General features: G+C 58.9%; 19 protein-coding genes and 2 pseudogenes. 13 read left to right on the top strand and 8 right to left on the bottom strand.

Features of this window, described 5'->3' with window-relative positions; translation table 11 throughout:
* The first annotated feature begins 65 nt into the window (after positions 1 to 65).
* The 5 genes from C7534_RS17965 (at position 66) to C7534_RS17945 (ending at position 5,054) form a co-directional block, all read left to right on the top strand.
* Positions 66 to 1,088, top strand: coding sequence for a sterol desaturase family protein (locus tag C7534_RS17965; RefSeq protein ID WP_109786559.1), 1,023 nt, complete (start codon positions 66 to 68; stop codon positions 1,086 to 1,088).
* Positions 1,089 to 1,226: 138 nt separating this feature from the next.
* The gene (locus C7534_RS17960; RefSeq protein WP_109786558.1) at positions 1,227 to 2,192 is read left to right on the top strand and encodes a tripartite tricarboxylate transporter substrate binding protein; all 966 of its coding nucleotides are present in this window, start codon (positions 1,227 to 1,229) and stop codon (positions 2,190 to 2,192) included.
* 1 nt (position 2,193) lies between these two features.
* Positions 2,194 to 2,688 (top strand): tripartite tricarboxylate transporter TctB family protein, encoded by a 495-nt coding sequence (locus C7534_RS17955; protein WP_077432058.1) that lies wholly within the window; start codon positions 2,194 to 2,196, stop codon positions 2,686 to 2,688.
* 24 nt (positions 2,689 to 2,712) lie between these two features.
* Entirely contained in the window at positions 2,713 to 4,221 is a 1,509-nt protein-coding gene (locus tag C7534_RS17950; RefSeq protein ID WP_109786557.1) for a tripartite tricarboxylate transporter permease, read from the top strand.
* A 245-nt stretch (positions 4,222 to 4,466) separates the two neighbouring features.
* Positions 4,467 to 5,054, top strand: coding sequence for a LysE family translocator (locus C7534_RS17945; protein WP_109786556.1), 588 nt, complete (start codon positions 4,467 to 4,469; stop codon positions 5,052 to 5,054).
* Here C7534_RS17945 and C7534_RS17940 read toward each other — a convergent pair whose 3' ends face one another.
* Complete coding sequence (locus C7534_RS17940) at positions 5,055 to 5,888, bottom strand: helix-turn-helix transcriptional regulator (protein WP_109786555.1); 834 nt, start codon at positions 5,886 to 5,888, stop codon at positions 5,055 to 5,057.
* A 35-nt stretch (positions 5,889 to 5,923) separates the two neighbouring features.
* Entirely contained in the window at positions 5,924 to 6,427 is a 504-nt protein-coding gene (locus tag C7534_RS17935) for a VOC family protein (protein ID WP_077432061.1), read from the bottom strand.
* 255 nt (positions 6,428 to 6,682) lie between these two features.
* Here C7534_RS17935 and C7534_RS17930 point away from each other — a divergent pair, with 255 nt between their 5' ends.
* Positions 6,683 to 6,931: a hypothetical protein gene (locus tag C7534_RS17930; RefSeq protein WP_046032099.1), complete on the top strand. Its 249-nt coding sequence runs from the start codon at positions 6,683 to 6,685 to the stop codon at positions 6,929 to 6,931.
* Positions 6,932 to 6,952: 21 nt separating this feature from the next.
* Here the strand turns inward: C7534_RS17930 and C7534_RS17925 are convergent.
* Positions 6,953 to 7,789, bottom strand: a pseudogene (locus C7534_RS17925) (LysR substrate-binding domain-containing protein); the annotation flags it as partial.
* On the opposite strand from C7534_RS17925, the pseudogene C7534_RS17920 reads away from it, so the two are divergent.
* From C7534_RS17920 to C7534_RS17900, 5 genes and pseudogenes are all read left to right on the top strand, one after another.
* Positions 7,770 to 8,408 (top strand): annotated as a pseudogene (locus tag C7534_RS17920) (SDR family NAD(P)-dependent oxidoreductase); the annotation flags it as partial. The pseudogenes C7534_RS17925 and C7534_RS17920 sit on opposite strands and share 20 nt — an antisense overlap.
* A 311-nt stretch (positions 8,409 to 8,719) precedes the next feature.
* Entirely contained in the window at positions 8,720 to 9,175 is a 456-nt protein-coding gene (locus C7534_RS17915; protein ID WP_109786554.1) for a (2Fe-2S)-binding protein, read from the top strand.
* Positions 9,176 to 9,199: 24 nt separating this feature from the next.
* On the top strand, positions 9,200 to 11,368 hold the full coding sequence (locus C7534_RS17910; RefSeq protein WP_109786553.1) for a xanthine dehydrogenase family protein molybdopterin-binding subunit: 2,169 nt from the start codon (positions 9,200 to 9,202) through the stop codon (positions 11,366 to 11,368).
* 1 nt (position 11,369) lies between these two features.
* Positions 11,370 to 11,951, top strand: coding sequence for a hypothetical protein (locus tag C7534_RS17905; RefSeq protein ID WP_109786552.1), 582 nt, complete (start codon positions 11,370 to 11,372; stop codon positions 11,949 to 11,951).
* Between the two features lie 73 nt (positions 11,952 to 12,024).
* The gene (locus C7534_RS17900; RefSeq protein ID WP_077432065.1) at positions 12,025 to 12,624 is read left to right on the top strand and encodes a GGDEF domain-containing protein; all 600 of its coding nucleotides are present in this window, start codon (positions 12,025 to 12,027) and stop codon (positions 12,622 to 12,624) included.
* Here the strand turns inward: C7534_RS17900 and C7534_RS17895 are convergent.
* Entirely contained in the window at positions 12,593 to 13,018 is a 426-nt protein-coding gene (locus tag C7534_RS17895) for a VOC family protein (RefSeq protein WP_109786551.1), read from the bottom strand. The two genes, C7534_RS17900 and C7534_RS17895, sit on opposite strands and share 32 nt — an antisense overlap.
* A gap of 113 nt (positions 13,019 to 13,131) precedes the next feature.
* Between C7534_RS17895 and C7534_RS17890 the strand changes: the two genes are divergently transcribed.
* Both C7534_RS17890 and C7534_RS17880 read left to right on the top strand, forming a co-directional pair.
* Complete coding sequence (locus C7534_RS17890) at positions 13,132 to 13,992, top strand: LysR family transcriptional regulator (protein ID WP_109786550.1); 861 nt, start codon at positions 13,132 to 13,134, stop codon at positions 13,990 to 13,992.
* Between the two features lie 403 nt (positions 13,993 to 14,395).
* Positions 14,396 to 15,619 (top strand): delta-60 repeat domain-containing protein, encoded by a 1,224-nt coding sequence (locus C7534_RS17880; protein WP_109786549.1) that lies wholly within the window; start codon positions 14,396 to 14,398, stop codon positions 15,617 to 15,619.
* Between the two features lie 184 nt (positions 15,620 to 15,803).
* Here the strand turns inward: C7534_RS17880 and fabI are convergent, their stop codons facing one another.
* From fabI to C7534_RS17860, 4 genes are read right to left on the bottom strand one after another with little or no spacing between them, the layout of a single operon-like run.
* Positions 15,804 to 16,598, bottom strand: coding sequence for an enoyl-ACP reductase FabI (gene fabI, locus C7534_RS17875; protein WP_046032108.1), 795 nt, complete (start codon positions 16,596 to 16,598; stop codon positions 15,804 to 15,806).
* Between the two features lie 19 nt (positions 16,599 to 16,617).
* Positions 16,618 to 18,228 (bottom strand): ABC transporter ATP-binding protein, encoded by a 1,611-nt coding sequence (locus C7534_RS17870; protein WP_109786548.1) that lies wholly within the window; start codon positions 18,226 to 18,228, stop codon positions 16,618 to 16,620.
* A gap of 1 nt (position 18,229) precedes the next feature.
* Complete coding sequence (locus C7534_RS17865) at positions 18,230 to 19,249, bottom strand: ABC transporter permease (protein ID WP_109786547.1); 1,020 nt, start codon at positions 19,247 to 19,249, stop codon at positions 18,230 to 18,232.
* A 1-nt stretch (position 19,250) separates the two neighbouring features.
* Entirely contained in the window at positions 19,251 to 20,324 is a 1,074-nt protein-coding gene (locus tag C7534_RS17860; RefSeq protein ID WP_109786546.1) for a microcin C ABC transporter permease YejB, read from the bottom strand.
* Position 20,325: the final 1 nt, after the last annotated feature.

Raw genomic sequence — 20,325 nt, 5'->3', positions numbered from 1 at the left:
TGCAATTGAGAATGATCTAGACTTCGTTTTCATTTGCCGGAGGTCCGTCGCGCGTGGAAGTTCTGATGTTTTTTTATGATTATTTGTCCCGATGGGTGATTGAGCCGGTCGCCGACCAGTTTTTCGGCATTTTCGATTTGAACGGCCGCTTCGGCCTGCTGTTTCTCATGACGTCCTACAGCGTCGCCTATGGGCTGTTCTGCTACCGCAAATCCCGTGGATTGACCGATGCCTCTACGTTCTGGCAATTCATCGGTGGCCGCCGGGTTCACCTGCATCGCTCGGCGTTGCTGGATTACCGCTACTACTTCGTCCGCGCCATTTTGAAAGTCATGCTGGTGCTGCCCATCTTCGGCCTGGTGGACGCCTATATCCTGCGCTCCGGCGACTACGTGCATTTTTTCACTGAGCTGTGGGGCGCGCGCCTGCAAGTCGAGGAACACCCCGTGTTGTCGCTGACCTATGGCCTGGGTGTGTTCATGGTCAAGGATTTCACCAACTATTGGGGCCATCGCGCCTTTCACTCCCGCTGGCTGTGGGACTTTCACAAGGTCCATCACTCGGCGCCGGTGCTGGTCCCGGCAACCGCCAGCCGAATCCACTTCGTGGAAAAAATAGTCGAGAAGGTGACCAATACGCTGTGCATCGGTGCCTTTGCCGGGATCTTCTGGTACGCCTGTGGCGGCGAAATCAGCCGCTACACCTTGTTTGGCGTGACCTGGATGGTGCTGATCCTCAACGGCTTTGCGGCCAACCTGCGCCATACCCATGTCTGGCTGTCGTTTGGGCCGGTGATCGAACATGTGCTGAACAGCCCGGCCCAACACCAGATTCATCACAGCGATGCGCCGAAACACTTCAACAAGAACTTTGGCATCAACCTGTCACTCTGGGACTGGATGTTCGGCACGCTTTACGTCACCACCCCCCAGCCCGAAGCGCTCCGCTTTGGCACTGGCGATGCGGATCACCAGCGTTACCTGACGGTGTACAGCCTGATCGTGACGCCTTTCATGGACATCGCCCGCAAAATCGGCCTGGCGAAGCGTCCGAGGGCCGCTGTGCCAGAGGCTGTCGACGTACCTTAGGGGGGGCTCTTCGGTAAACGCACACCACCTATCAAAACCATGACCTACGCTTGTTCACAGACGCCTGTTCAGTGAGCAACGCTTGCGCTTGGGCGAGATTTAATCAGCACTCACAAAAACAAGATCTGGAGACTGCTTATGTTCGCTGCGATCCGCCGCTTCAATTATGCCGTTGCCGTGGCTATTACCGCTGCCGCGCTCTCGACACCTGCCATGGCGCTGGACACCGTTAAGTTCATGGCCCCGGGGTCGGTCGGTGGCGGCTATGACCAGACTGCCCGCCAGTTGGGCAAAGCCTTGATCGAAGCCGGTGTCGCCAAAAGCGCCACCTACGAAAACAAGGGCGGCGCCGGCGGTACGCTGGGGCTGGCGCAGTTTGCCAATAGCACCAAGGGTGATGGCGAAGCGTTGCTGGTGGTCGGCGCAATCATGGTCGCGGGCATTGAGCAAAACAAACCGCAAATCACCTTGAAGGACGTGACGCCGATTGCCCGACTGTTCACGGAGTACAACGTGATTGCCGTGCGCAAGGAATCCGAGTTCAAAACCCTTGAAGAGCTGCTTGCAGCCTTTAAAGACAAACCGACCAGCATCACCTGGGGTGGTGGTTCCAAGGGCTCGATCGATCACATCGGGATCGCCGAACTGGCCGGCAAAATGAATATCCCGGTCGATAAGGTCAACTACATCGCTACCGGCGGTGGAGGCGAAGTGGTTGCCCAGGCATTGGGCGGCCAGATCAAAGTGATCACCGGGGGGTATGCGGAATTGGGCCAATACATCAAGGCCGGCCAGTTCCGTGTGCTCGCCATTGGTGCTCCGGCACGCGTTGCCGGGATCGATGCACCGACCCTCAAAGAGAAGGGCTACGACGTGACGATCGGCAACTGGCGCGGTGTCTACGGCGCCGCAGGCCTGAGCCCCGAGCAGCGCCAGACACTGACCGACGCCGTGGTGGCTGCCGCCAAGAGCAAATCCTGGCAGGACAATATTCAAATCAACGCATGGTCGCCGAGTATTTTGACCGGCGATGAATTCGGCAAGTTTGTTGACGAAGAACACGTGCGCCTACGGGAGATGCTGGTCAAAGTCGGGCTGATTTGACATGAGCGGACCCCGTACCATCGTGGTGCCACAGTTGGCGATTGGCCTTGGCCTCATCGCCATCAGTGGCGTTCTGGCGTTCGGTGCCTGGCGGTTTCCTCCTGAAAGGGGCTTCGTGATTTTGGGCGCTCATGTCTATCCCATGGGGCTGGCGGTGTTCCTCGGTGTCGTCGGTTTGCTCTTGAGTTACCAGGCCAGTACGGGTGGGTTTCGCGAATTGGCGGACCACAATGACGAGTCGGCCAAGGTGCTGCCCGCCGGCAAGCTCGGTGCCGCCTGGGTGACGGCGGGGCTGGTGGGGGTTGCGTTGTTGATTAACCTCATCGGCTTCGTCCTCTCGGCCGGGTTGCTGTTTGCCTGTTCGGCACGTGGGTTCGGCAGTCGCCATCCGCTTCGGGACCTGGCCATCGGCATTGCCTTGACGCTACCGATTTACTGGCTGTTCAACGTCGGGCTCGGCGTTTCCCTGCCGCCCCTTATCAACGCTTGGCTCTGATCCGGCCCGAAGGAGTGCAATCCGGTGGATATTCTTGCAAGCCTGGCGATGGGGTTTTCCGCCGCGTTGTCGCCGATCAATTTGATGTGGGGATTTATCGGCTGCCTGCTCGGTACGGCGATCGGCGTGTTGCCCGGTATCGGTCCGGCACTGACGGTGGCGCTGTTGCTGCCGATCACGGCCAAGGTTGATCCCACCGGAGCGTTGATCATGTTCGCCGGTATTTACTACGGCGCACAGTTTGGCGGCTCGACCACCTCCATCCTGCTCAACACGCCGGGGGAGTCGTCCTCCATGGTCACAGCGCTGGAAGGTAACCTGATGGCCCGCAACGGTCGGGCCGGGCCGGCACTCGCCACCGCGGCCATCGGTTCATTTGTCGCCGGGACCATCGCCACCATCCTGCTGACGCTGTTCGCCCCCGTGGTGGCCACGCTGGCGCTGAAATTTGGTCCAGCGGAATATTTTGCGATCCTGGTGTTGTCGTTCACCACCGTGTCGGCGGTACTCGGCGCATCGATGCTGCGCGGTTTTGCCTCACTGGGGGTTGGCCTGACTATCGGGTTGATCGGCCTGGACTCGACCTCTGGCATCGCCCGCTACACGCTGGGCGTGCCGGAACTGGTGGACGGCATCGAAGTGGTGTTGGTGGCGGTCGGTTTGTTTGCGGTGGGGGAGGCGTTGTACAGCCTGCTCTACCAGAGAGAAGAAACCAGCGGCCGGCATCGCATGTCTTCGTTGTGGATGACCCACGCCGACTGGAAACGCTCGGTTCCGGCCTGGCTGCGCGGCACGTTGATCGGTTTTCCGTTCGGCTCGATTCCGGCGGGTGGTGCCGAGATTCCGACGTTTCTGTCCTATTCGGCCGAGCGCAAGCTGAGTAAATACCCGAAAGAGTTTGCCGGCAGCAAAGGCGAGGGCGCGATTGAAGGGGTCGCCGGCCCCGAAGCGGCCAACAATGCCAGCGCGACCGGTTCGTTGGTGCCGCTGCTGACCCTGGGCATCCCGACCTCCGCCACAGCGGCGATCCTGTTGGCCGCGTTCCAGAACTACAACCTGCAACCGGGCCCGATGTTGTTCCAGACCTCGGGCGACCTGGTCTGGACCCTTGTCGCCTCGCTGTACATCGGCAACGTCATCCTGCTGGTGCTGAACCTGCCGCTGGTGGGGCTATGGGTCAAGTTGCTGCAAATCCCCCGGCCCTATTTGAACGCCGGCATCCTGGTGTTTGCCACCATCGGCGTGTACGGGATGCGCCACTCTTCGTTTGATCTGTTGCTGATGCTTGGCATCGGTTGGGGCGGGGTGCTGATGCGCCGTTTCGACTTTCCCGTGGCGCCTGTGATCGTGGGCATGCTGCTGGGGCCGATGGCGGAGAAGCAGTTGCGCAACGCCTTGTCGATCAGTCAGGGCGACTGGACGACCTTCTTTACCCAACCCATCGCCGCGTCGTTCCTCGCATTGACGCTGCTGGTGCTGGTCGTTCCGCATGTGCTCCATTCCCGGGGCATCAAGCTACACGAGGACGATTGAGTCAACGCCCGTCCCTTGTAGCAGCTGCCGAAGGCTGCGTTCGGCGGCGCAGCCGTCGTAAAACCTGAATGCACGTCGTACCTGAAACACCGAGTCGTCGGGTCTGACGACGGCTGCACCGCCGAACGCAGGCTTCGCCAGCTGCTACAAAAACGTGCCAATGCTTTAGGCAGTTTTCTTCAATACGCAGGGTTGGGTGCTCGTTACCGTGGGCGCTGATTTCCCTGAATTGAAGAAGGTGTGCGATGAGTCTGATTATCTCCATGGCAACGTTTGCCCTGGTCGCGTCGATAACGCCGGGGCCGGTGAACATTGTGGCGTTGAGTTCGGGCGCGCAGTACGGCTTTCGCGCCAGTCAACGGCATGTCGCCGGGGCAACGCTGGGGTTCGTTTTGTTGCTGGTGCTGATGGGGCTGGGGTTGCATGAGGTCTTGCGGTTGTGGCCGGCGCTGACGCGGGTGGTGCAACTGGCGGGCGTGGCGTTCTTGTTGTTCATGGCCTGGAAACTGGCGGCGGACGATGGCCGTCTCGACGCCAACGCGACGGGCCGGGCGCCGTCGATGTTATACGGCGCAGTCATGCAATGGCTCAACCCCAAGGCGTGGCTGGCGTGTGTGGCGGGGATGGGCGCCTTCGTCGCGGACGGTGAGGCACGGTTGGTGTGGCAGTTCGCGGCGGTGTATCTGGTGATCTGTTATGTGTCGGTGGGTTGCTGGGTGTATGCCGGGACATTTTTGCGCGGCTACTTGAGCTACCCGGCGGGCATGCGCCTGTTCAACCGGACCATGGCGGTGCTGTTGGCCGTGTGTGCGGTGTATCTGTTACTGCCCTGATCAGCCGCGATATTGTCCCGGTGTCGCGGCCAGGTGCTGTTTGAATGCCCGCTGAAAATGCGCCTGATCAGCAAACCCGGCTTCCAGCGCGACATCGGCGATCAACTTGCCGTTACGCAATTGATCCCGGGCGAACTGGATACGCCGGTTGACCAGGAACGTGTGAGGCGTCATGCCGTAATGCTGTTTGAAGGCGCGGATCAAGTAGGACGGTGACAACTGCGCCGCTTCGCAGATGTCTTCAAGCTTGAGCAGGTGCGTGCAGTTGTCGCGGATGTAGTCGGCGGCCCGTTCGAGCTTGAAATTGGGTTCGCGCAACGGGAGGTCGAGCGGTTCGAGTCGCTGTTGCACATCGGTAAAAAACTCCACCGCCGCACTGTGTTTTCGCAGCACATCCTGTTCGGGATCGACCAATATTTCGTAGAGCTTTTGCAGGCCGACAAACAGCTGTGGATCGCGGGTATGGGTGGTGGAAAACCGCCGGAACGCCGAGTCCTGGTTGAAGCCGAGCTGATGCTGCAAATCGGTCAGCCACGGCGTCTCGACATACAGCATCAGGTACGACCATGGCTGATCGTCGATTGGATTGCAGGCGTGCACGTCATGGGGATTCATCAGCACCACGGTACCGGCGCTGACCTGAAACGCCGATTGCTCATGGTGGTAAGTGCTGCACCCGGCGGTAATCGCACCGATGGAAAAATGCTCGTGGGCGTGTCGGGTGTAGCAGACTTCGCGGCCGTCGGCGATCGCGCGGGCCTCGATGAAAGGCAGGGCTTCATCACGCCAGAAGCGCGGGGCTTTGTCGGCGTTTTTGGCAGCAGCGTGCTTCATCTTCGGCGTCCTCGACAGGTCAGCCCTGGAGTGTATTAGCTCTCGCCGTCAAAGGCTCGTTGCAGCTCGGCAATGTCGAGTTTTTTCATCTGCATCATGGCCTGCATGGCGCGCTGGGACTTGGTCGTGTCCGGATTATTCAGCATCTCCATGAACGGAATCGGCACGATTTGCCAGGACAGGCCGAATTTGTCCTTGAGCCAGCCACACTGCTGGGCCTGTGAGTCGCCGCCGTTGGAGAGCTCGCCCCAGTAATAGTCGATTTCCTCCTGGGTCTGGCAATTGACCTGGAAGGATACCGCTTCATTGAACTTGAAATGCGGGCCGCCATTGAGGCCGGTAAAAGGTTGCCCGTCGAGCTCGAAGCTGACCGTCAGCACCAACCCTTCGGGCATGCCGTGAACTTCCTGGCCGGCCTTGCCGTAATGGGTGGTGCCGGTGATTTTTGAATGATCGAAGATCGAACAGTAATATTTCGCCGCCTCTTCGGCCTGAGTGTCGAACCAGAGGCACGGAGTCAGTTTTTGCACGCGATGCATGGTGGCGCTCCTCTACGGGTTACTCATGCTGGACTATCAGCGTAGTCAGCCTGTCGCCACTTGGTTGGACCGTAGATCGACAACTGGCTGAAAAAATGAAGTCATATTGACTTGGATCATGGTCATATCGACTAATTTGTGCCGTGGTCGATATGACTCGTATTTCTTCAAGTCATTGATTTTAAATGGGTCACTACTTGGCGCGAGACTTGATACGTCCTACGTACAACTGATCTGATTCAGGAGTACGACAAAATGTTCGATTTTTTCAATAACCCGCTGAACGTTCTGCACCTGTCGAGCAAAGTGCTGGGTGCTGGCCTGACCATGCTGTTTGCCGGTATCTACGGCGCCTATCTGTACGCCGGTCCGATGTCGATTGTGCTGCTGGTGTCGATGCATGCCATGACCATCATCGGGCCTACGTTCCTCAAGATTGGCTACGTCATGCGCCTGCTGGCCCAATATCGGTTGAGCAAAGGCCTGACTCCTGCGGTGGTTTGAGGCCGGCTGGAAAGCCCGGAACTAGCGGTTGAGGAAGCGCTGGTCGGCGATCCACCGGGTGGCCAGATCGATGAAGGCGCGCAGTTTTGGCTGTGTCTGTGTACGGCTCGGAAAGTACAGGTACAAGGCCGTGCTCAGAGGGACAAACGGTTGCAGCACGCGCTCCAACTGACCCGTCGCCAATTCGTCGATGATCTCCAGATCGCAGGCATACGCCAATCCCTAGCCATTGCGGGCGGCAGAGATCAGCAGCCGGCGATCATTGACCGTCAACCCGCCCTCGACGCCTACCGTAAAATCTCGTTCGTTACGGCGAAACTCCCAGCGGTGAGCGCTGCCGGAGGTCGAGAAGCGAAAGCCGATGCATTCATGTCCGGTCAGGTCTTCGGGGCTGAGCGGTTTTCCAGCCTTGGCGAAGTAGGCCGGCGAGCCCACCACCGACCACTGCAAATCCGATGTCAGGCGCACGGCGATCATGTCTTTCTCTATGGACTCACCGAGTTAGATCCCCGCGTCGAAACCGCCGGTCATCAAGTCGACGGTGGCATCGTCCAGGGAGATATCGAGGCTGACTTGCGGATACGCCTGGCGAAACAGCGGAATCAGCGGCTCGATCAATAAAGCGCCGGACAACCGTGGCGCGGTGATGCGCAGCGTGCCCATCGGTTGATCGCGGAAACCGCCGAGCATCGCCAGCGCTTCATCGATCTCGTTGGCCGCCGGACGCAAGCGAGCAAACAGATTGGCACCGGCCTCGGTCAAGGCGACCCGGCGTGTGGTGCGCTGAAACAACAGCACACCGGTACGACGTTCCAACAGCTTGATCGCATGGCTGACTGCCGTCGCCAATACAGCCATTGAACACTTCGGGCGCATTGACGTGCTGGTCAACAACGCCGGTTACGGATTGCTCGGAGCGGTCGAGGAAGCCAGTGCCGATGAAGTCCGGCGCCTGTACGAAACCAATGTGTTCGGCCTGTTGAATGTCACCCGTGCCGTTCTGCCCCACATGCGCGCCGCTCGCAATGGACATGTGATCAATCTCTCGTCCGTGGGTGGCTACGCGTCGGGGCCGGGTTTCGGCGTGTATTGCTCGACCAAATTTGCCGTCGAAGGCTTGAGCGAGGCGTTGCATGCCGAGTTGGCGCCGCTGGGCATCAAAGTGACCGTGGTGGAGCCCGGCTACTTCCGTACTGAATTCCTCGAAGGTAATTCATTGGTCGAATCCCCGTCCTCGATTGGCGACTACGACGGCACGGCGGGTCAGGTGCGCCAAATCGCCAAGGCTGTGACCCTCAATCAGCCGGGTGATCCGGACAAACTCGCGCAGACCATGATCACCTTGGTGGAATCACAAAATGCGCCGCTGCGCCTGCCGCTGGGCAGTGACTGTGTGGCGGCGATTGAAGCCAAAAAAACCTTTGTTGCCGCAGAGCTGCAGGCATGGCGTGAAGTGTCGGTGTCCACTGACTTCTAAACCCCCCGTAGCAGCTGCCGAGCCCGCGAGGCTGCGTTCGGCGACGAAGTCGTCGTGAAGCCAGACACTGCGGTGTATCAGTTACACCGTGCTCGCAGTGATTACGACGACTGCGTCGCCGGACGCAGCCTCGCGGGCTCGACAGCTGCTACAGAGCCGGATACTTCGGTCTTACTGCGTGACCGGTGGTCGATGAACCGGTCTCGCCCGGCAATTTGCGCTTAGCTGAAGGGATAACCCAAAGGCGCGCGTAGACAGTCGACCGTCACAGCGACGCCCTTCAGGACACCGTGAGTCTGAGGAACTTCGCCATGTTGACCCTCAACATCAATGGTCAGGATCAGGAACTGGATGTCCCGGCGGACATGCCGCTCCTCTGGGTCCTGCGTGATGTCGCGCATCTGACCGGCACCAAATTCGGCTGTGGAATGGCCCAGTGCGGCGCTTGTACCGTGCACGTCGACGGTGCGCCGTTGCGTTCCTGCATCACACCCGCCACCGCTGTGGCCCATGGGCAGAAAATCCTCACCATCGAAGGCCTGTCCACCGACGGTTCGCACCCGGTGCAGCAAGCGTGGGCCGAGCTTGATGTGGTCCAGTGCGGGTACTGCCAGTCCGGGCAGATCATGTCCGCCGCTGCATTGCTGGCGAAGATCCCCAAACCCACTGACAGCGACATCGATCAGGCGCTCTCCGGCAACATCTGCCGTTGCGGCACGTACCCAAGGATCCGCGCGGCAGTCAAACGCGCCGCCGAGATAGGTTGATGCCAGGCTAGGGGAGTCCGAACAATGAACAGCATCCTGGAGAGTTCACGTCGCGGTTTTCTCAAGGGCAGTGCCCTGTTGGGCGGTGGTCTGGTGGTGGCGTTTGTCATCCCCGGTGCCCATCGTTTTGCCTTGGGTGCGGAGAATCAAGGCGATGTGTTTGCGCCCAATGCCTTTTTGCGGATCGGCAACGACAACAGCGTCACGGTGCTGCTGGGTCACTCGGAAATGGGCCAGGGTATCTGGACCGGCCTGACCATGTTGATCGCCGAAGAACTGGACGCTGATTGGTCGAAAATCCGCGTCGAACACTCACCGGCCTCTGCGGCCGAGTACGGGATGCCCGCTTTCGGTGGCATGCAAATCACCGGCGGTTCGACCTCGACGTGGATGGAGTTCGACCGCTATCGGCAGGCCGGCGCAGCCGCCCGCCTGATGCTGGTTGAAGCGGCGGCCAAGCGCTTCGACGTCGCGCCTTCGCAAATCCGTACCGAGTCCGGTGTGGTCTTTGCCGGCGATCAGCAAGCAACCTACGGCGAACTGGCCGATGACGCCGGCAAGTTGCCAGTGCCGGACCCTGCCTCGATCAAGTTCAAGGAAGCCAAGGACTGGAAGGTCATCGGCAAACCCACCAAGCGCCTGGACACGCCAGAAAAAATCACCGGCCGCGCCAAGTTCGGCATGGACGTGCAGTTCGACGGCTTGATGACGGCCATGGTTGCGCGTTCGCCGTACTTCGGCGGGAGCGTCAAGTCCTTTGAAGGCGCCGAAGCGCTGGCGGTGCCCGGCGTGCATAAAGTGGTGCAAGTGCCCACGGGCGTCGCGGTGATTGCCGATCACTACTGGGCTGCAAAGCTGGGGCGCGACGCACTGAAGATCGACTGGAACCCGGGGCCGAACACGGGGCTCGACAGCCAGAAGCTGCTGGAAAGCTTCCGCAAACTGGCGGCCACGCCCGGTATTTCCGCCAGCAAGGCCGGCGATGCCAGCGCGGCGTTGAGCAAAGCGGTCAAGTCTGTCGACGCCGAATACAGCGTGCCGTACCTGGCCCATGCGCCGATGGAACCGCTCAATTGCACGGTGAAAATAACCAAGGACAAATGCGAGATCTGGACCGGCACGCAGTTTCAGACGCTGGACCAAATGATCGCCGGCAAAATTACCGGGCTCAAACCCGAACAAGTTGAGATTCATACCGAGTTCCTCGGTGGCGGCTTCGGGCGTCGGGCCAATCCGACCTCGGATTTTGTCGCCGAAGCGGTGCAGGTCGCGAAAGCCGCAGGCGCACCGGTGAAAACCGTGTGGGCGCGCGAGGATGACATTCGCGGCGGTTACTACCGTTCGATGTTCCTGCATCAGGCAAAAATCGGTCTGGATGCCGACGGCATGCCGATCGCCTGGAAACACGCGATGGTCGGGCAATCGATCATGGCCGACACCCTGCTTGAAGCCACCATGGTCAAGGACGGCATCGACAAAACCTCGGTCGAAGGTGTCGCCGACAGCCCGTATATCGAAGACCTGGCCAATCATCAGGTTGATTTGCACTCGCCGAAAACCGGAATCAGCGTCTTGTGGCTACGGTCGGTCGGGCACACCCACACGGGGTTCGTCATGGAGTCATTGATCGATGAACTGGCCGACGCAGCGGGCAAGGACCCGGTGGAATACCGACGGACCTTGCTGAAAAACCACCCGCGGCACTTGGGGGTGCTGAACCTGGCGGTCGAGAAAGCCAACTGGAAGGCGCCACTGCCGGACGGCCACGCCCTGGGCGTGGCGGTGCATGAATCTTTCGGCAGTTACGTTGCGCACGTCGCCGAGGTGTCTCAGGACAACCTGGCCATCCGGGTCCACCGCGTGGTGTGCGCGGTGGACTGCGGGATTGCCGTCAACCCGATGAGCATCGCGGCGCAAATGGAATCCTGCGTCACCTTCGGCCTGAGCTTCGCCTTGCACAGCAAACTCACGCTCAAGAACGGGCAAGTGGTGCAGTCCAATTTCCACGACTATCAGGTGCTGCGGCTCAACGAAATGCCGGTGGTCGAAGTGCATATCGTGCCGAGCACCGAACGCTCTGGCGGCATCGGCGAGACCGGTGTGCCGCCCGTTGCACCGGCGGTGGCCAACGCGGTGTTTGCCCTGACCGGGCAGCGTCTGCGGGAATTGCCGTTGCAGTTGTCGGGGGTGTGAGATGAAACGACATCATTGGTTGCTTGGGACGGCGATCCTTATCTGTCTCGTAGCCTACGCCTCGCACGTGTTCGCCGATGACCGCGAGGCCTTGCAGGCGTTTGAAACCGTGCAAAAAGTCTTCCAGAGCCCCCGCTGCCAGAATTGTCATATCCCTGGGGATTCCCCATTGCAGTTCGACGCGGGTACGCCTCACGCGATGAATGTGGTGCGCGGGATGGATGGTAAAGGCGCCGCCGGGTTGCCCTGTGCGACCTGTCATGCCGAAACCAATGCGCCCGCCAGTTACGGGCCGCATGTGCCACCGGGGGCGCCGCACTGGAGCCTACCGCCCGCTGCGCACAAAATGGCCTGGATCGGGCTGCCGGCCGACAGGCTCTGCGCATTGATCAAGGATCGCGCGAGCAATGGCGACCGTGATTTTACGGCACTGATTAAACATGTCAGCGAAGACAAACTGGTGCTTTGGGGCTGGAATCCGGGAGTGGGGAGGGCGCCGGTGGCGGTGCCTCACGATATCTTCGTCACACAGTTCAAACTGTGGGCGGAGGCTGGAGGGCCGTGTCCGCTGCTGGGCAGTTGACCGGCGGTCCGTAACGGGGAGTCAATGCCGGTATGGCCGACTCTAAAGACCATACCCGCCAACGGAGTGAGTCATGCTAATTCCAGGCAAACCGGTCAAGCCAGGTGCTGGCGCCGTTCCCGTACGCTCGCCGCAACAAGAACGGGAATGGCTGCGTGACCTGGCCCGCAAGGCCGAGCAAGAGCTGACGGGCGTGCAGATGGCGAGCATGGACGAGCTGACCTTGCTCCCCAATCGTCACGGGTTTACCGCGCTGGCCCAACAAGGGCTGGACGCTTGCCAACAACTGGAGAAACCGGCCACGTTGTTGCTGTTCAACCTTGATGACTTCAAACGCACCCACTACCTGTATGGCCGGGCCGCGAGCGATAAAGCGCTGAAAATCTTCGCTGATGTGCTGCGCATTGCCTTCCGCGAAAGCGATGTGATCGGTCGCCTCGGCAGCGATAAGTTTGCCGCGTTGCTCACCGGTTCAGGCGCGGTCGACAGGGAAGCGATCGAGGCCCGTCTTGAAGAAATCCTTGCCGAGCGCAATGCCGCGGCCCATCGCGCCAACGACATGCGTTTCAGTATCGGCCAGATCGAATACGACGCCCTGCGTCACGGCTCAATCGAAGGGCTGCTGGCCGAGGCGGACGTATTCACTTGGCAAACAACTGACTCAGGTCCTTGAATGCCTTGAATTCCAGCGCATTGCCGCAAGGGTCGAACAAAAACATCGTCGCTTGCTCGCCCACCAGGCCCTGAAAGCGAATGCCAGGTTCGATCACGAACTGCGTGCCCAACGCCGTCAAACGCTGCGCCAGCGCCTCCCATTCACCCATGCTCAACACCACGCCGAAATGCGGAACCGGCACGTTATGGCCGTCCACGGCGTTGGTGTGCGCCGCTTCCTGAGAGGCGTTTTTCGGCGCCAGGTGAATCACCAATTGATGGCCGAAAAAGTTGAAATCGACCCAATGATCGCTGGAGCGACCTTCTTCCAGGCCAAACACTTCGCCGTAGAAAGAGCGCGCAGCGCTCAGGTCATACACTGGAATCGCCAAGTGAAAAGGGGACAGTTGCATCGCACAGGCCTCAGATAGTCAGGAGTTGAGGCAGAGTTTAGCGCTGTGCTTTTTCATTGAAAGACGATAGTTTTTGCGTCGAGCTCAAATTATTTCGATCAATCGAGACTGCCATGCTGCGGGAATTGAAAACCTTTATTGCCGTCACGCGTTACGGCACTTTTGCGGCTGCCGGCATGCACATTGGCCTCACGCAATCAGCGGTCAGCGCGCAAATGCGCAATCTTGAGCAGGCGTTGGGTATACGTTTGTTCGACCGTACCGGGCGTCAGGCGATTCTCAATGCCGCCGGGCAACGGGCATTGCCGATGGCCAAGGAGATGCTGGACACGTTCAGCCGCATGGCGGTCAGTGACGATGTGAGCGAGTTTCGCGGTGAGTTGAAAATCGGTGCGGTGGCCACCGCCCAGACTGGATTGTTGCCCCAGGCACTGTTGCGATTGCGCCAGCAAGCGCCGCTTTTGGAGCCGAAACTGGTGCCGGGTGTGTCGTTGAATCTGTTGAGTCAGGTGGACACCGGTGAAGTGGATTTGGCCATTCTGATCAAGCCGCCGTTTGAGCTGCCCAAGGAACTGTCGGCACAGGTCATTCGCCGGGAGCCGTTTGTGTTGATCGTGCCGACGGCGCTGGAGGGCGATGACCCGTTGCAGATCCTCGCGAGCCATCCCCATGTGCGCTATGACCGTAACTCGTTCGGCGGTCGCCTGGTGACGCGGTTTTTGCGCGAACAGCAGATTGACGTGCAAGTGGCGCTGGAACTGGATGAGCTGGAAGCGATCGTGAAAATGGTCGAGTGCGGGCTGGGCGTATCGCTGCTGCCGGAGGCGGGGCTGTGGCTTGAGTATGGGGCGAAGGTCCGGATCATCCGGTTGGGCGAACTGACGTTCTATCGGGAGATGGTGTTGTTGCAGCGTTACAGCCAGCGGATGCAGCCGATTCAGCAGTTGTTTGCCGATTGCCTCACTAACGACTAAACACATAACCCCTGTGGGAGCGGGCTTGCCCGCGATAGCAGTGTGTCAGTTGGCATCCATTTTGATCGTGAGTCCGCCTTCGCGGGCAAGCCCGCTCCCACAGGGGATTCATCAACCCTGAAATCCCAGGCATAAAAAACCCGCCGGGGCAGGCGGGTTTTTCAATGGCTAAACAAAGTGCAGTTGTTTGCGCATGGCTGCATCAGGTTACAACTATATCCCCTGTGAGAAACTGATTTACTAAATCGAAAATTAAAATTTAAAGCCTGTCTACTGTTATTTATGACAGTAGACGGCGTTGCTGCTCAGTGCTCAGATGTGACCTGTACCAATACTTCCCATATTGCCTAGGTTGGTAGTCTTTCTGACTGAAGTTCCAGCTAACTTTCCAGAGGATTGAAAGATGGCTCAATCAGAAAAACACACACCTAAAAAAGCAGGGGATCTGGATCCAGACTTCGCCAATAACGGCAGGATTATAGTTTCCGACTTAGGACACGCAAAAGTAGCCATAGAAGATGAAGGTGGCATTGTCTATGTTGTAAACGTATCAAAGGAATGTCGTTTGCGTCGCGCCTTTGCGGATGGTTCACCTGATCTGAGCTTCGGGGTCAACGGTGCTGTGACCTGGCAGTTTGAACGTGGCGAGACGTCATTGGCGTTTCAGCTGTTACGGCAGCAAGATGGAAAATTGTTGGTGATGGGTATCTCACAAAAGACAATTTTTATGTGGCGTACCGCTATCACGCGATTTCACCCCAATGGCAGTCCTGATTTGATCTTCGGTACGAGATTTCTTCCATTTCCCGAAGACCCAGAGCACGTTCGCATGGGTCTTTTCGAACCCACTGCGCGCCTGCAGGTCGACGGCAGGATCTTGCTGGTATCCAATTATCAGGTAGTTGACGAACACGGGGATTCCATCTATCAAGCGGGACGACTGCATCGCCTCAATGACGACGGTTCGCCAGATCTGACATTCGGTGTTCGGGGTTATATTGACGTAAGAGTTAATGGCCAAGACACGGAAGTAAGAAGCATAGCCGTTCTGCAGGACCAGAAAATAATCGTCGGCACAACCCTTAACCGAGTCTTGGGCCATGAGGCGAACTCAAGAGCATCGTTGGCATGTTACATGCGTAATGGCAGACTTGATCAGGGTTTTGGCAAGAGTGGTTATTGGGAGGAGTCCATCTTTAGCCACGCTTATAAAATGATTGTGCATGAAAACAGAATCATCGTGTTAGGAACACATCTTCGCCCATCCGAGAAAAGTCTTGTCTTGGTAACCAGGTTGACAGCCGAAGGTTTGCTGGATCCGACATTTAACAATGCGACTACCCTGTTGATCGATCTTGATCAAGTAGCGAATTACCCAGAGGTTCTCTCGGTTCAGTCAGATGGGAAAATTATCCTGGCTGTTACGACATATGAGGGGCAATGGTGGCCTCATCTTATACGTGTAAAAAATGAAGGAGTCCTTGATGAAGAGTTTGGCGATCAGGGCATCGTCAAATATGGTGAAGGTTCGGTAGGAGACGGCTTTATACAAAGTAACACTCAAAGAATTATCATGGTTCATATGGCGGACGCCTATAGTTCCTTTATTCTTGGGATTCAAAGTTGACAGTTATTTAACTCATGTGTCTAGCCGCATGGGGTATTACTCTGGGAGAAGGGTTGACGTTGGGTATCGCGCATAAAAAAGTGCCCGTATCTAGCGATACGGGCGCTTTCTTTAACCAGCCAACAAATCACCAGACTTTCACACAGCCTGATTGTTGGCGAGCCTTTGAGTGGCTAGCCGAAGATTACTCTTCGAGGCTACCCATTGCAGTGGTGTTGAAGCCACCGTCAACGTACATGATTTCGCCGCTGATGCCGGACGCCAGGTCCGAGCACAGGAAGGCGCCGGCGTTGCCGACTTCGTCGATGGTGACGTTGCGACGCAGCGGGGTTTGCGCTTCGTTGGCGGCCAGCATCTTGCGGAAGTTCTTGATGCCGGAAGCGGCGAGGGTGCGGATCGGGCCAGCCGAGACGCAGTTGACGCGGGTGCCGTCCGGGCCCAGGGAGCCGGCCAGGTAACGCACGCCTGCTTCCAGCGAAGCCTTGGCCATGCCCATTACGTTGTAGTTCGGCATGGTGCGCTCGGCACCCAGGTACGACAGGGTCAGCAGGCTGCCATTGCGGCCTTTCATCATTTCGCGACCGGCCTTGGCCAGGGCCACGAAGCTGTAGGCACTGATGTCGTGAGCGATGCGGAAACCTTCGCGGGTGGTGGCTTCGGTGAAGTCGCCGTCCAGTTGGTCGCCCGGGGCGAAGCCGACGGAGTGCACGATGCAGTCCAGGCCGTCCCACTTCTTGCTCAGTGCTTCGAAGACCTTGGCGATTTCTTCATCGCTGGCCACGTCGCACGGGAAGCACAGTTCAGGGCTCGAGCCCCAGCCTTGTGCGAATTCTTCGACACGACCTTTCAGCTTGTCGTTCTGATAAGTGAAGGCAAGCTCAGCGCCCTCGCGATGCATGGCGGCAGCGATGCCGGATGCGATGGACAGCTTGCTGGCGACACCGACGATCAGTACGCGCTTACCGGCGAGAAAACCCATGTGTTGCTCCTCTTTCAGGTTATTGCGCAGTGGCTGGTGCCAAAAAAGCGGCTTCCAGCAACTGCTGTGTATACGGATGTTGGGGGGCGGCAAAGATACTTTGCGCGTCTCCCTGTTCGACCACTTGGCCATGCTTGACCACCATCAACTGGTGGCTCAGCGCTTTAACGACAGCCAGGTCATGGCTGATAAACAAATACGTCAGGTTGTACTTGGTTTGCAGTGAACGCAGCAGCTCCACCACTTGGCGTTGTACGGTGCGGTCGAGGGCCGAGGTCGGCTCGTCCAGCAAAATCAACGCCGGTTTTAACACTAATGCCCGGGCAATGGCGATTCTCTGCCGTTGCCCGCCGGAAAATTCGTGGGGGTAGCGGTGCCGGGTTTCCGGGTCCAGACCTACCTCCTTGAGCGCTTCAATAATCGCTTGTTCCTGTTGTGCCTCGGTGCCCATCTTGTGGATCCGCAGGCCTTCGCCGACGATCTGGCTCACGCACATCCGTGGGCTCAGGCTACCAAACGGGTCCTGGAACACCACCTGCATCTCCCGCCGCAGCGGCCTGACCTGTTGCTGCGTCAGGCAGTCTAGCTGCTGGCCTTCAAAACGGATGGCGCCTTTGCTGCCGATCAGCCGCAAAATCGCCAGACCGAGCGTCGACTTGCCCGAACCGCTTTCACCGACAATCCCCAGGGTCTGCCCCTGCGGCAAGCTGAAATTGATCCCGTCCACTGCCTTGATGTGGTCGACGGTCTTTTTCAGCAAGCCTTTCTTGATCGGGAACCAGACTTTCAGGTCCTCGACTTGCAGCAATGGCGGCCCGACTATATTGGTCGCCGGCGTGCCGCTGGGCTCCGCTGCCAGCAGTAACCGAGTGTACGGATGCTGCGGCGCGCGGAACAATTCTTCGCACGATGCCTGTTCGACGATGCAACCGCGCTGCATGACACATACGCGATGCGCAATTCTTCGCACAAGGTTCAAATCATGGCTGATCAGCAGCAGCGCCATGCCCAATCGGGCCTGTAATTCCTTGAGCAATTCGAGGATTTTCAGCTGAACGGTCACGTCCAGTGCGGTGGTCGGCTCGTCGGCGATCAGCAGTTCCGGCTCGTTGGCCAGGGCCATGGCGATCATGACCCGCTGGCGCTGGCCGCCGGACAACTCGTGGGGCAGGGCCTTGAGGCGTTTATGCGGTTCGGGGATGCCGACCATCTCCAGCAGTTCCAGGGTGCGTTTGGTCGCCACTTTGCCAGTCAGGCCTTTGTGAATGCCCAGCACTTCATTGATCTGCTTTTCGATGGAGTGCAACGGGTTGAGCGAGGTCATCGGCTCCTGGAAAATCATCGCGATCCGGTTGCCACGGATATGGCGGATGGACTTTTCGCCCATGTTCAGCAGGTTTTTGCCAGCGTACTCGATGGTCCCGGATGGATGCCGGGCGAGCGGGTAGGGCAGCAGTCTCAGGATCGAGTGGGCGGTGACCGATTTACCGGAACCGCTTTCACCGACCAGCGCCAGGGTTTCGCCACGCTTGATATCAAAGCTCACGCCTTCGACCACGCGCTGTACCCGTTCGCCAATACCGAACTCGACGGCCAGGTCGCGCACTTCGATCAGATTGTCCTGATTCATTTCACTTCCTCGGGTCGAAGGCATCGCGAGCGGACTCGCCGATAAACACCAGCAAACTCAACATCAGCGCCAGCACCGCGAACGCACTGATGCCCAGCCACGGCGCTTGCAGGTTGGATTTGCCCTGGGCCACCAGTTCGCCCAGTGACGGGCTGCCTGCCGGCAGGCCGAAACCGAGGAAATCGAGCGCCGTCAGGGTGCCGATGGCGCCGGTCAGGATGAACGGCATGAACGTCATGGTCGAGACCATGGCGTTGGGCAGGATATGGCGGAACATGATCGCACCGTTCTGCATGCCCAGCGCCCGCGCCGCGCGCACGTATTCAAGGTTGCGGCCACGCAGGAACTCGGCGCGCACCACGTCCACCAGGCTCATCCATGAAAACAGCAGCATGATCCCCAGCAGCCACCAGAAATTCGGCTGTACGAAGCTGGCGAGGATGATCAGCAGGTACAGCACCGGCAGCCCGGACCAGATCTCCAGGAAACGCTGCCCGGCCAGATCCACCCAGCCGCCGTAAAAGCCCTGCAAGGCCCCGGCGATCACGCCAATGATCGAGCTGAAAATGGTCAGGGTGAGGGCGAACAACACCGAAATCCGGAAGCCGTAAATCACCCGCGCCAGCACGTCCCGACCCTGGTCATCCGTGCCAAACAGGTTATCCGCCGATGGCGGTGCCGGGGCCGGGACCTTCAGGTCGTAGTTGATGCTTTGATAGCTGAACGGAATCGGTGCCCACAGCACCCAGGCGTCCTTGGCCTTGAGCAGTTCGCGGATGTACGGGCTCTTGTAGTTGGCTTCGAGCGGGAATTCGCCGCCGAACGTGGTTTCCGGGTAGCGCTTGAGCGCCGGGAAGTACCAACTGTTGTCGTAATGCACCGCCAGCGGTTTGTCGTTGGCAATCAGCTCGGCGCCAAGGCTCAGGCCAAACAGCAGCAGGAACAGCCACAGCGACCACCAGCCGCGCTTGTTGGCCTTGAACAGTTCGAAGCGTCGTCGATTGAGCGGGGACAGGTTCATCTCAATGCTCCCGGCTTTCGAAGTCGATGCGCGGATCGACAAAGGTGTAGGTGAGGTCGCCGATGAGTTTCACCACCAGGCCCAGCAACGTGAAGATAAACAGCGTGCCGAACACCACCGGGTAATCGCGGTTGATCGCGGCTTCAAAGCTCATCAAGCCGAGGCCGTCGAGGGAGAAAATCACTTCCACCAGCAACGAGCCGGTAAAGAAGATGCCGATGAAGGCCGACGGGAACCCGGCGATCACCAGCAACATCGCATTGCGGAACACATGGCCGTAGAGCACGCGATGACGGGTCAGGCCTTTGGCTTTGGCGGTGACCACGTACTGCTTGTTGATTTCATCGAGAAAGCTGTTTTTGGTCAGCAGGGTCATGGTCGCGAAGTTGCCGATCACCAGCGCGGTGACGGGGAGCGCCAGGTGCCAGAAGTAATCGAGGACCTTGCCGCCCATGCTCAGCTCATCGAAATTGTTCGACGTCAGGCCGCGCAACGGGAACCAGTGAAAATAGCTGCCGCCGGCGAACACCACGATCAGCAGGATCGCAAACAGGAAGGCCGGGATTGCGTAGCCGACGATGATCGCCGAACTGGTCCAGACGTCGAAGTGGCTGCCATGCCGGGTGGCCTTGGCGATCCCCAGCGGGATCGACACCAGGTACATGATCAGCGTGCTCCATAACCCGAGCGAGATCGACACCGGCATCTTTTCCTTGATCAGGTCGATGACCTTGGCGTCGCGAAAGAAGCTGTCGCCGAAATCCAGTGAGGCGTAGTTCTTGACCATGATCCACAAGCGTTCCGGCGCCGACTTGTCGAAGCCGTACATGTGCTCGATTTCCTTGACCAGCGCCGGGTCCAGGCCTTGGGCGCCGCGATAGGCGGAACCGGCCACCGACACTTCGGCACCGCCACCAGCGATGCGGCTGGTGGCGCCTTCGAAGCCTTCGAGCTTGGCGATCATCTGCTCTACCGGGCCGCCGGGCGCGGCCTGGATGATCACGAAGTTGATCAGCAAAATGCCGAACAAGGTCGGAATGATCAGCAGCAGTCGCCGAAAAATATACGCCAGCATC

This window comes from Pseudomonas sp. OV226 (genome assembly GCF_003148705.1).
GTDB lineage: Bacteria > Pseudomonadota > Gammaproteobacteria > Pseudomonadales > Pseudomonadaceae > Aquipseudomonas.
Note: the sequence above shows the minus strand (reverse complement) of the source record. Positions and strands in the feature narration are given on the sequence as shown.

Coding starts and splice junctions, on each gene's coding strand:
- C7534_RS17965 (WP_109786559.1), top strand. CDS start 66: ATGTTTTTTTATGATTATTTGTCCCGATGGGTGATTGAGCCGGTCGCC.
- C7534_RS17960 (WP_109786558.1), top strand. CDS start 1,227: ATGTTCGCTGCGATCCGCCGCTTCAATTATGCCGTTGCCGTGGCTATT.
- C7534_RS17955 (WP_077432058.1), top strand. CDS start 2,194: ATGAGCGGACCCCGTACCATCGTGGTGCCACAGTTGGCGATTGGCCTT.
- C7534_RS17945 (WP_109786556.1), top strand. CDS start 4,467: ATGAGTCTGATTATCTCCATGGCAACGTTTGCCCTGGTCGCGTCGATA.
- C7534_RS17940 (WP_109786555.1), bottom strand. CDS start 5,888: ATGAAGCACGCTGCTGCCAAAAACGCCGACAAAGCCCCGCGCTTCTGG.
- C7534_RS17935 (WP_077432061.1), bottom strand. CDS start 6,427: ATGCATCGCGTGCAAAAACTGACTCCGTGCCTCTGGTTCGACACTCAG.
- C7534_RS17930 (WP_046032099.1), top strand. CDS start 6,683: ATGTTCGATTTTTTCAATAACCCGCTGAACGTTCTGCACCTGTCGAGC.
- C7534_RS17915 (WP_109786554.1), top strand. CDS start 8,720: ATGTTGACCCTCAACATCAATGGTCAGGATCAGGAACTGGATGTCCCG.
- C7534_RS17910 (WP_109786553.1), top strand. CDS start 9,200: ATGAACAGCATCCTGGAGAGTTCACGTCGCGGTTTTCTCAAGGGCAGT.
- C7534_RS17905 (WP_109786552.1), top strand. CDS start 11,370: ATGAAACGACATCATTGGTTGCTTGGGACGGCGATCCTTATCTGTCTC.
- C7534_RS17900 (WP_077432065.1), top strand. CDS start 12,025: ATGCTAATTCCAGGCAAACCGGTCAAGCCAGGTGCTGGCGCCGTTCCC.
- C7534_RS17895 (WP_109786551.1), bottom strand. CDS start 13,018: ATGCAACTGTCCCCTTTTCACTTGGCGATTCCAGTGTATGACCTGAGC.
- C7534_RS17890 (WP_109786550.1), top strand. CDS start 13,132: ATGCTGCGGGAATTGAAAACCTTTATTGCCGTCACGCGTTACGGCACT.
- C7534_RS17880 (WP_109786549.1), top strand. CDS start 14,396: ATGGCTCAATCAGAAAAACACACACCTAAAAAAGCAGGGGATCTGGAT.
- fabI (WP_046032108.1), bottom strand. CDS start 16,598: ATGGGTTTTCTCGCCGGTAAGCGCGTACTGATCGTCGGTGTCGCCAGC.
- C7534_RS17870 (WP_109786548.1), bottom strand. CDS start 18,228: ATGAATCAGGACAATCTGATCGAAGTGCGCGACCTGGCCGTCGAGTTC.
- C7534_RS17865 (WP_109786547.1), bottom strand. CDS start 19,249: ATGAACCTGTCCCCGCTCAATCGACGACGCTTCGAACTGTTCAAGGCC.
- C7534_RS17860 (WP_109786546.1), bottom strand. CDS start 20,324: ATGCTGGCGTATATTTTTCGGCGACTGCTGCTGATCATTCCGACCTTG.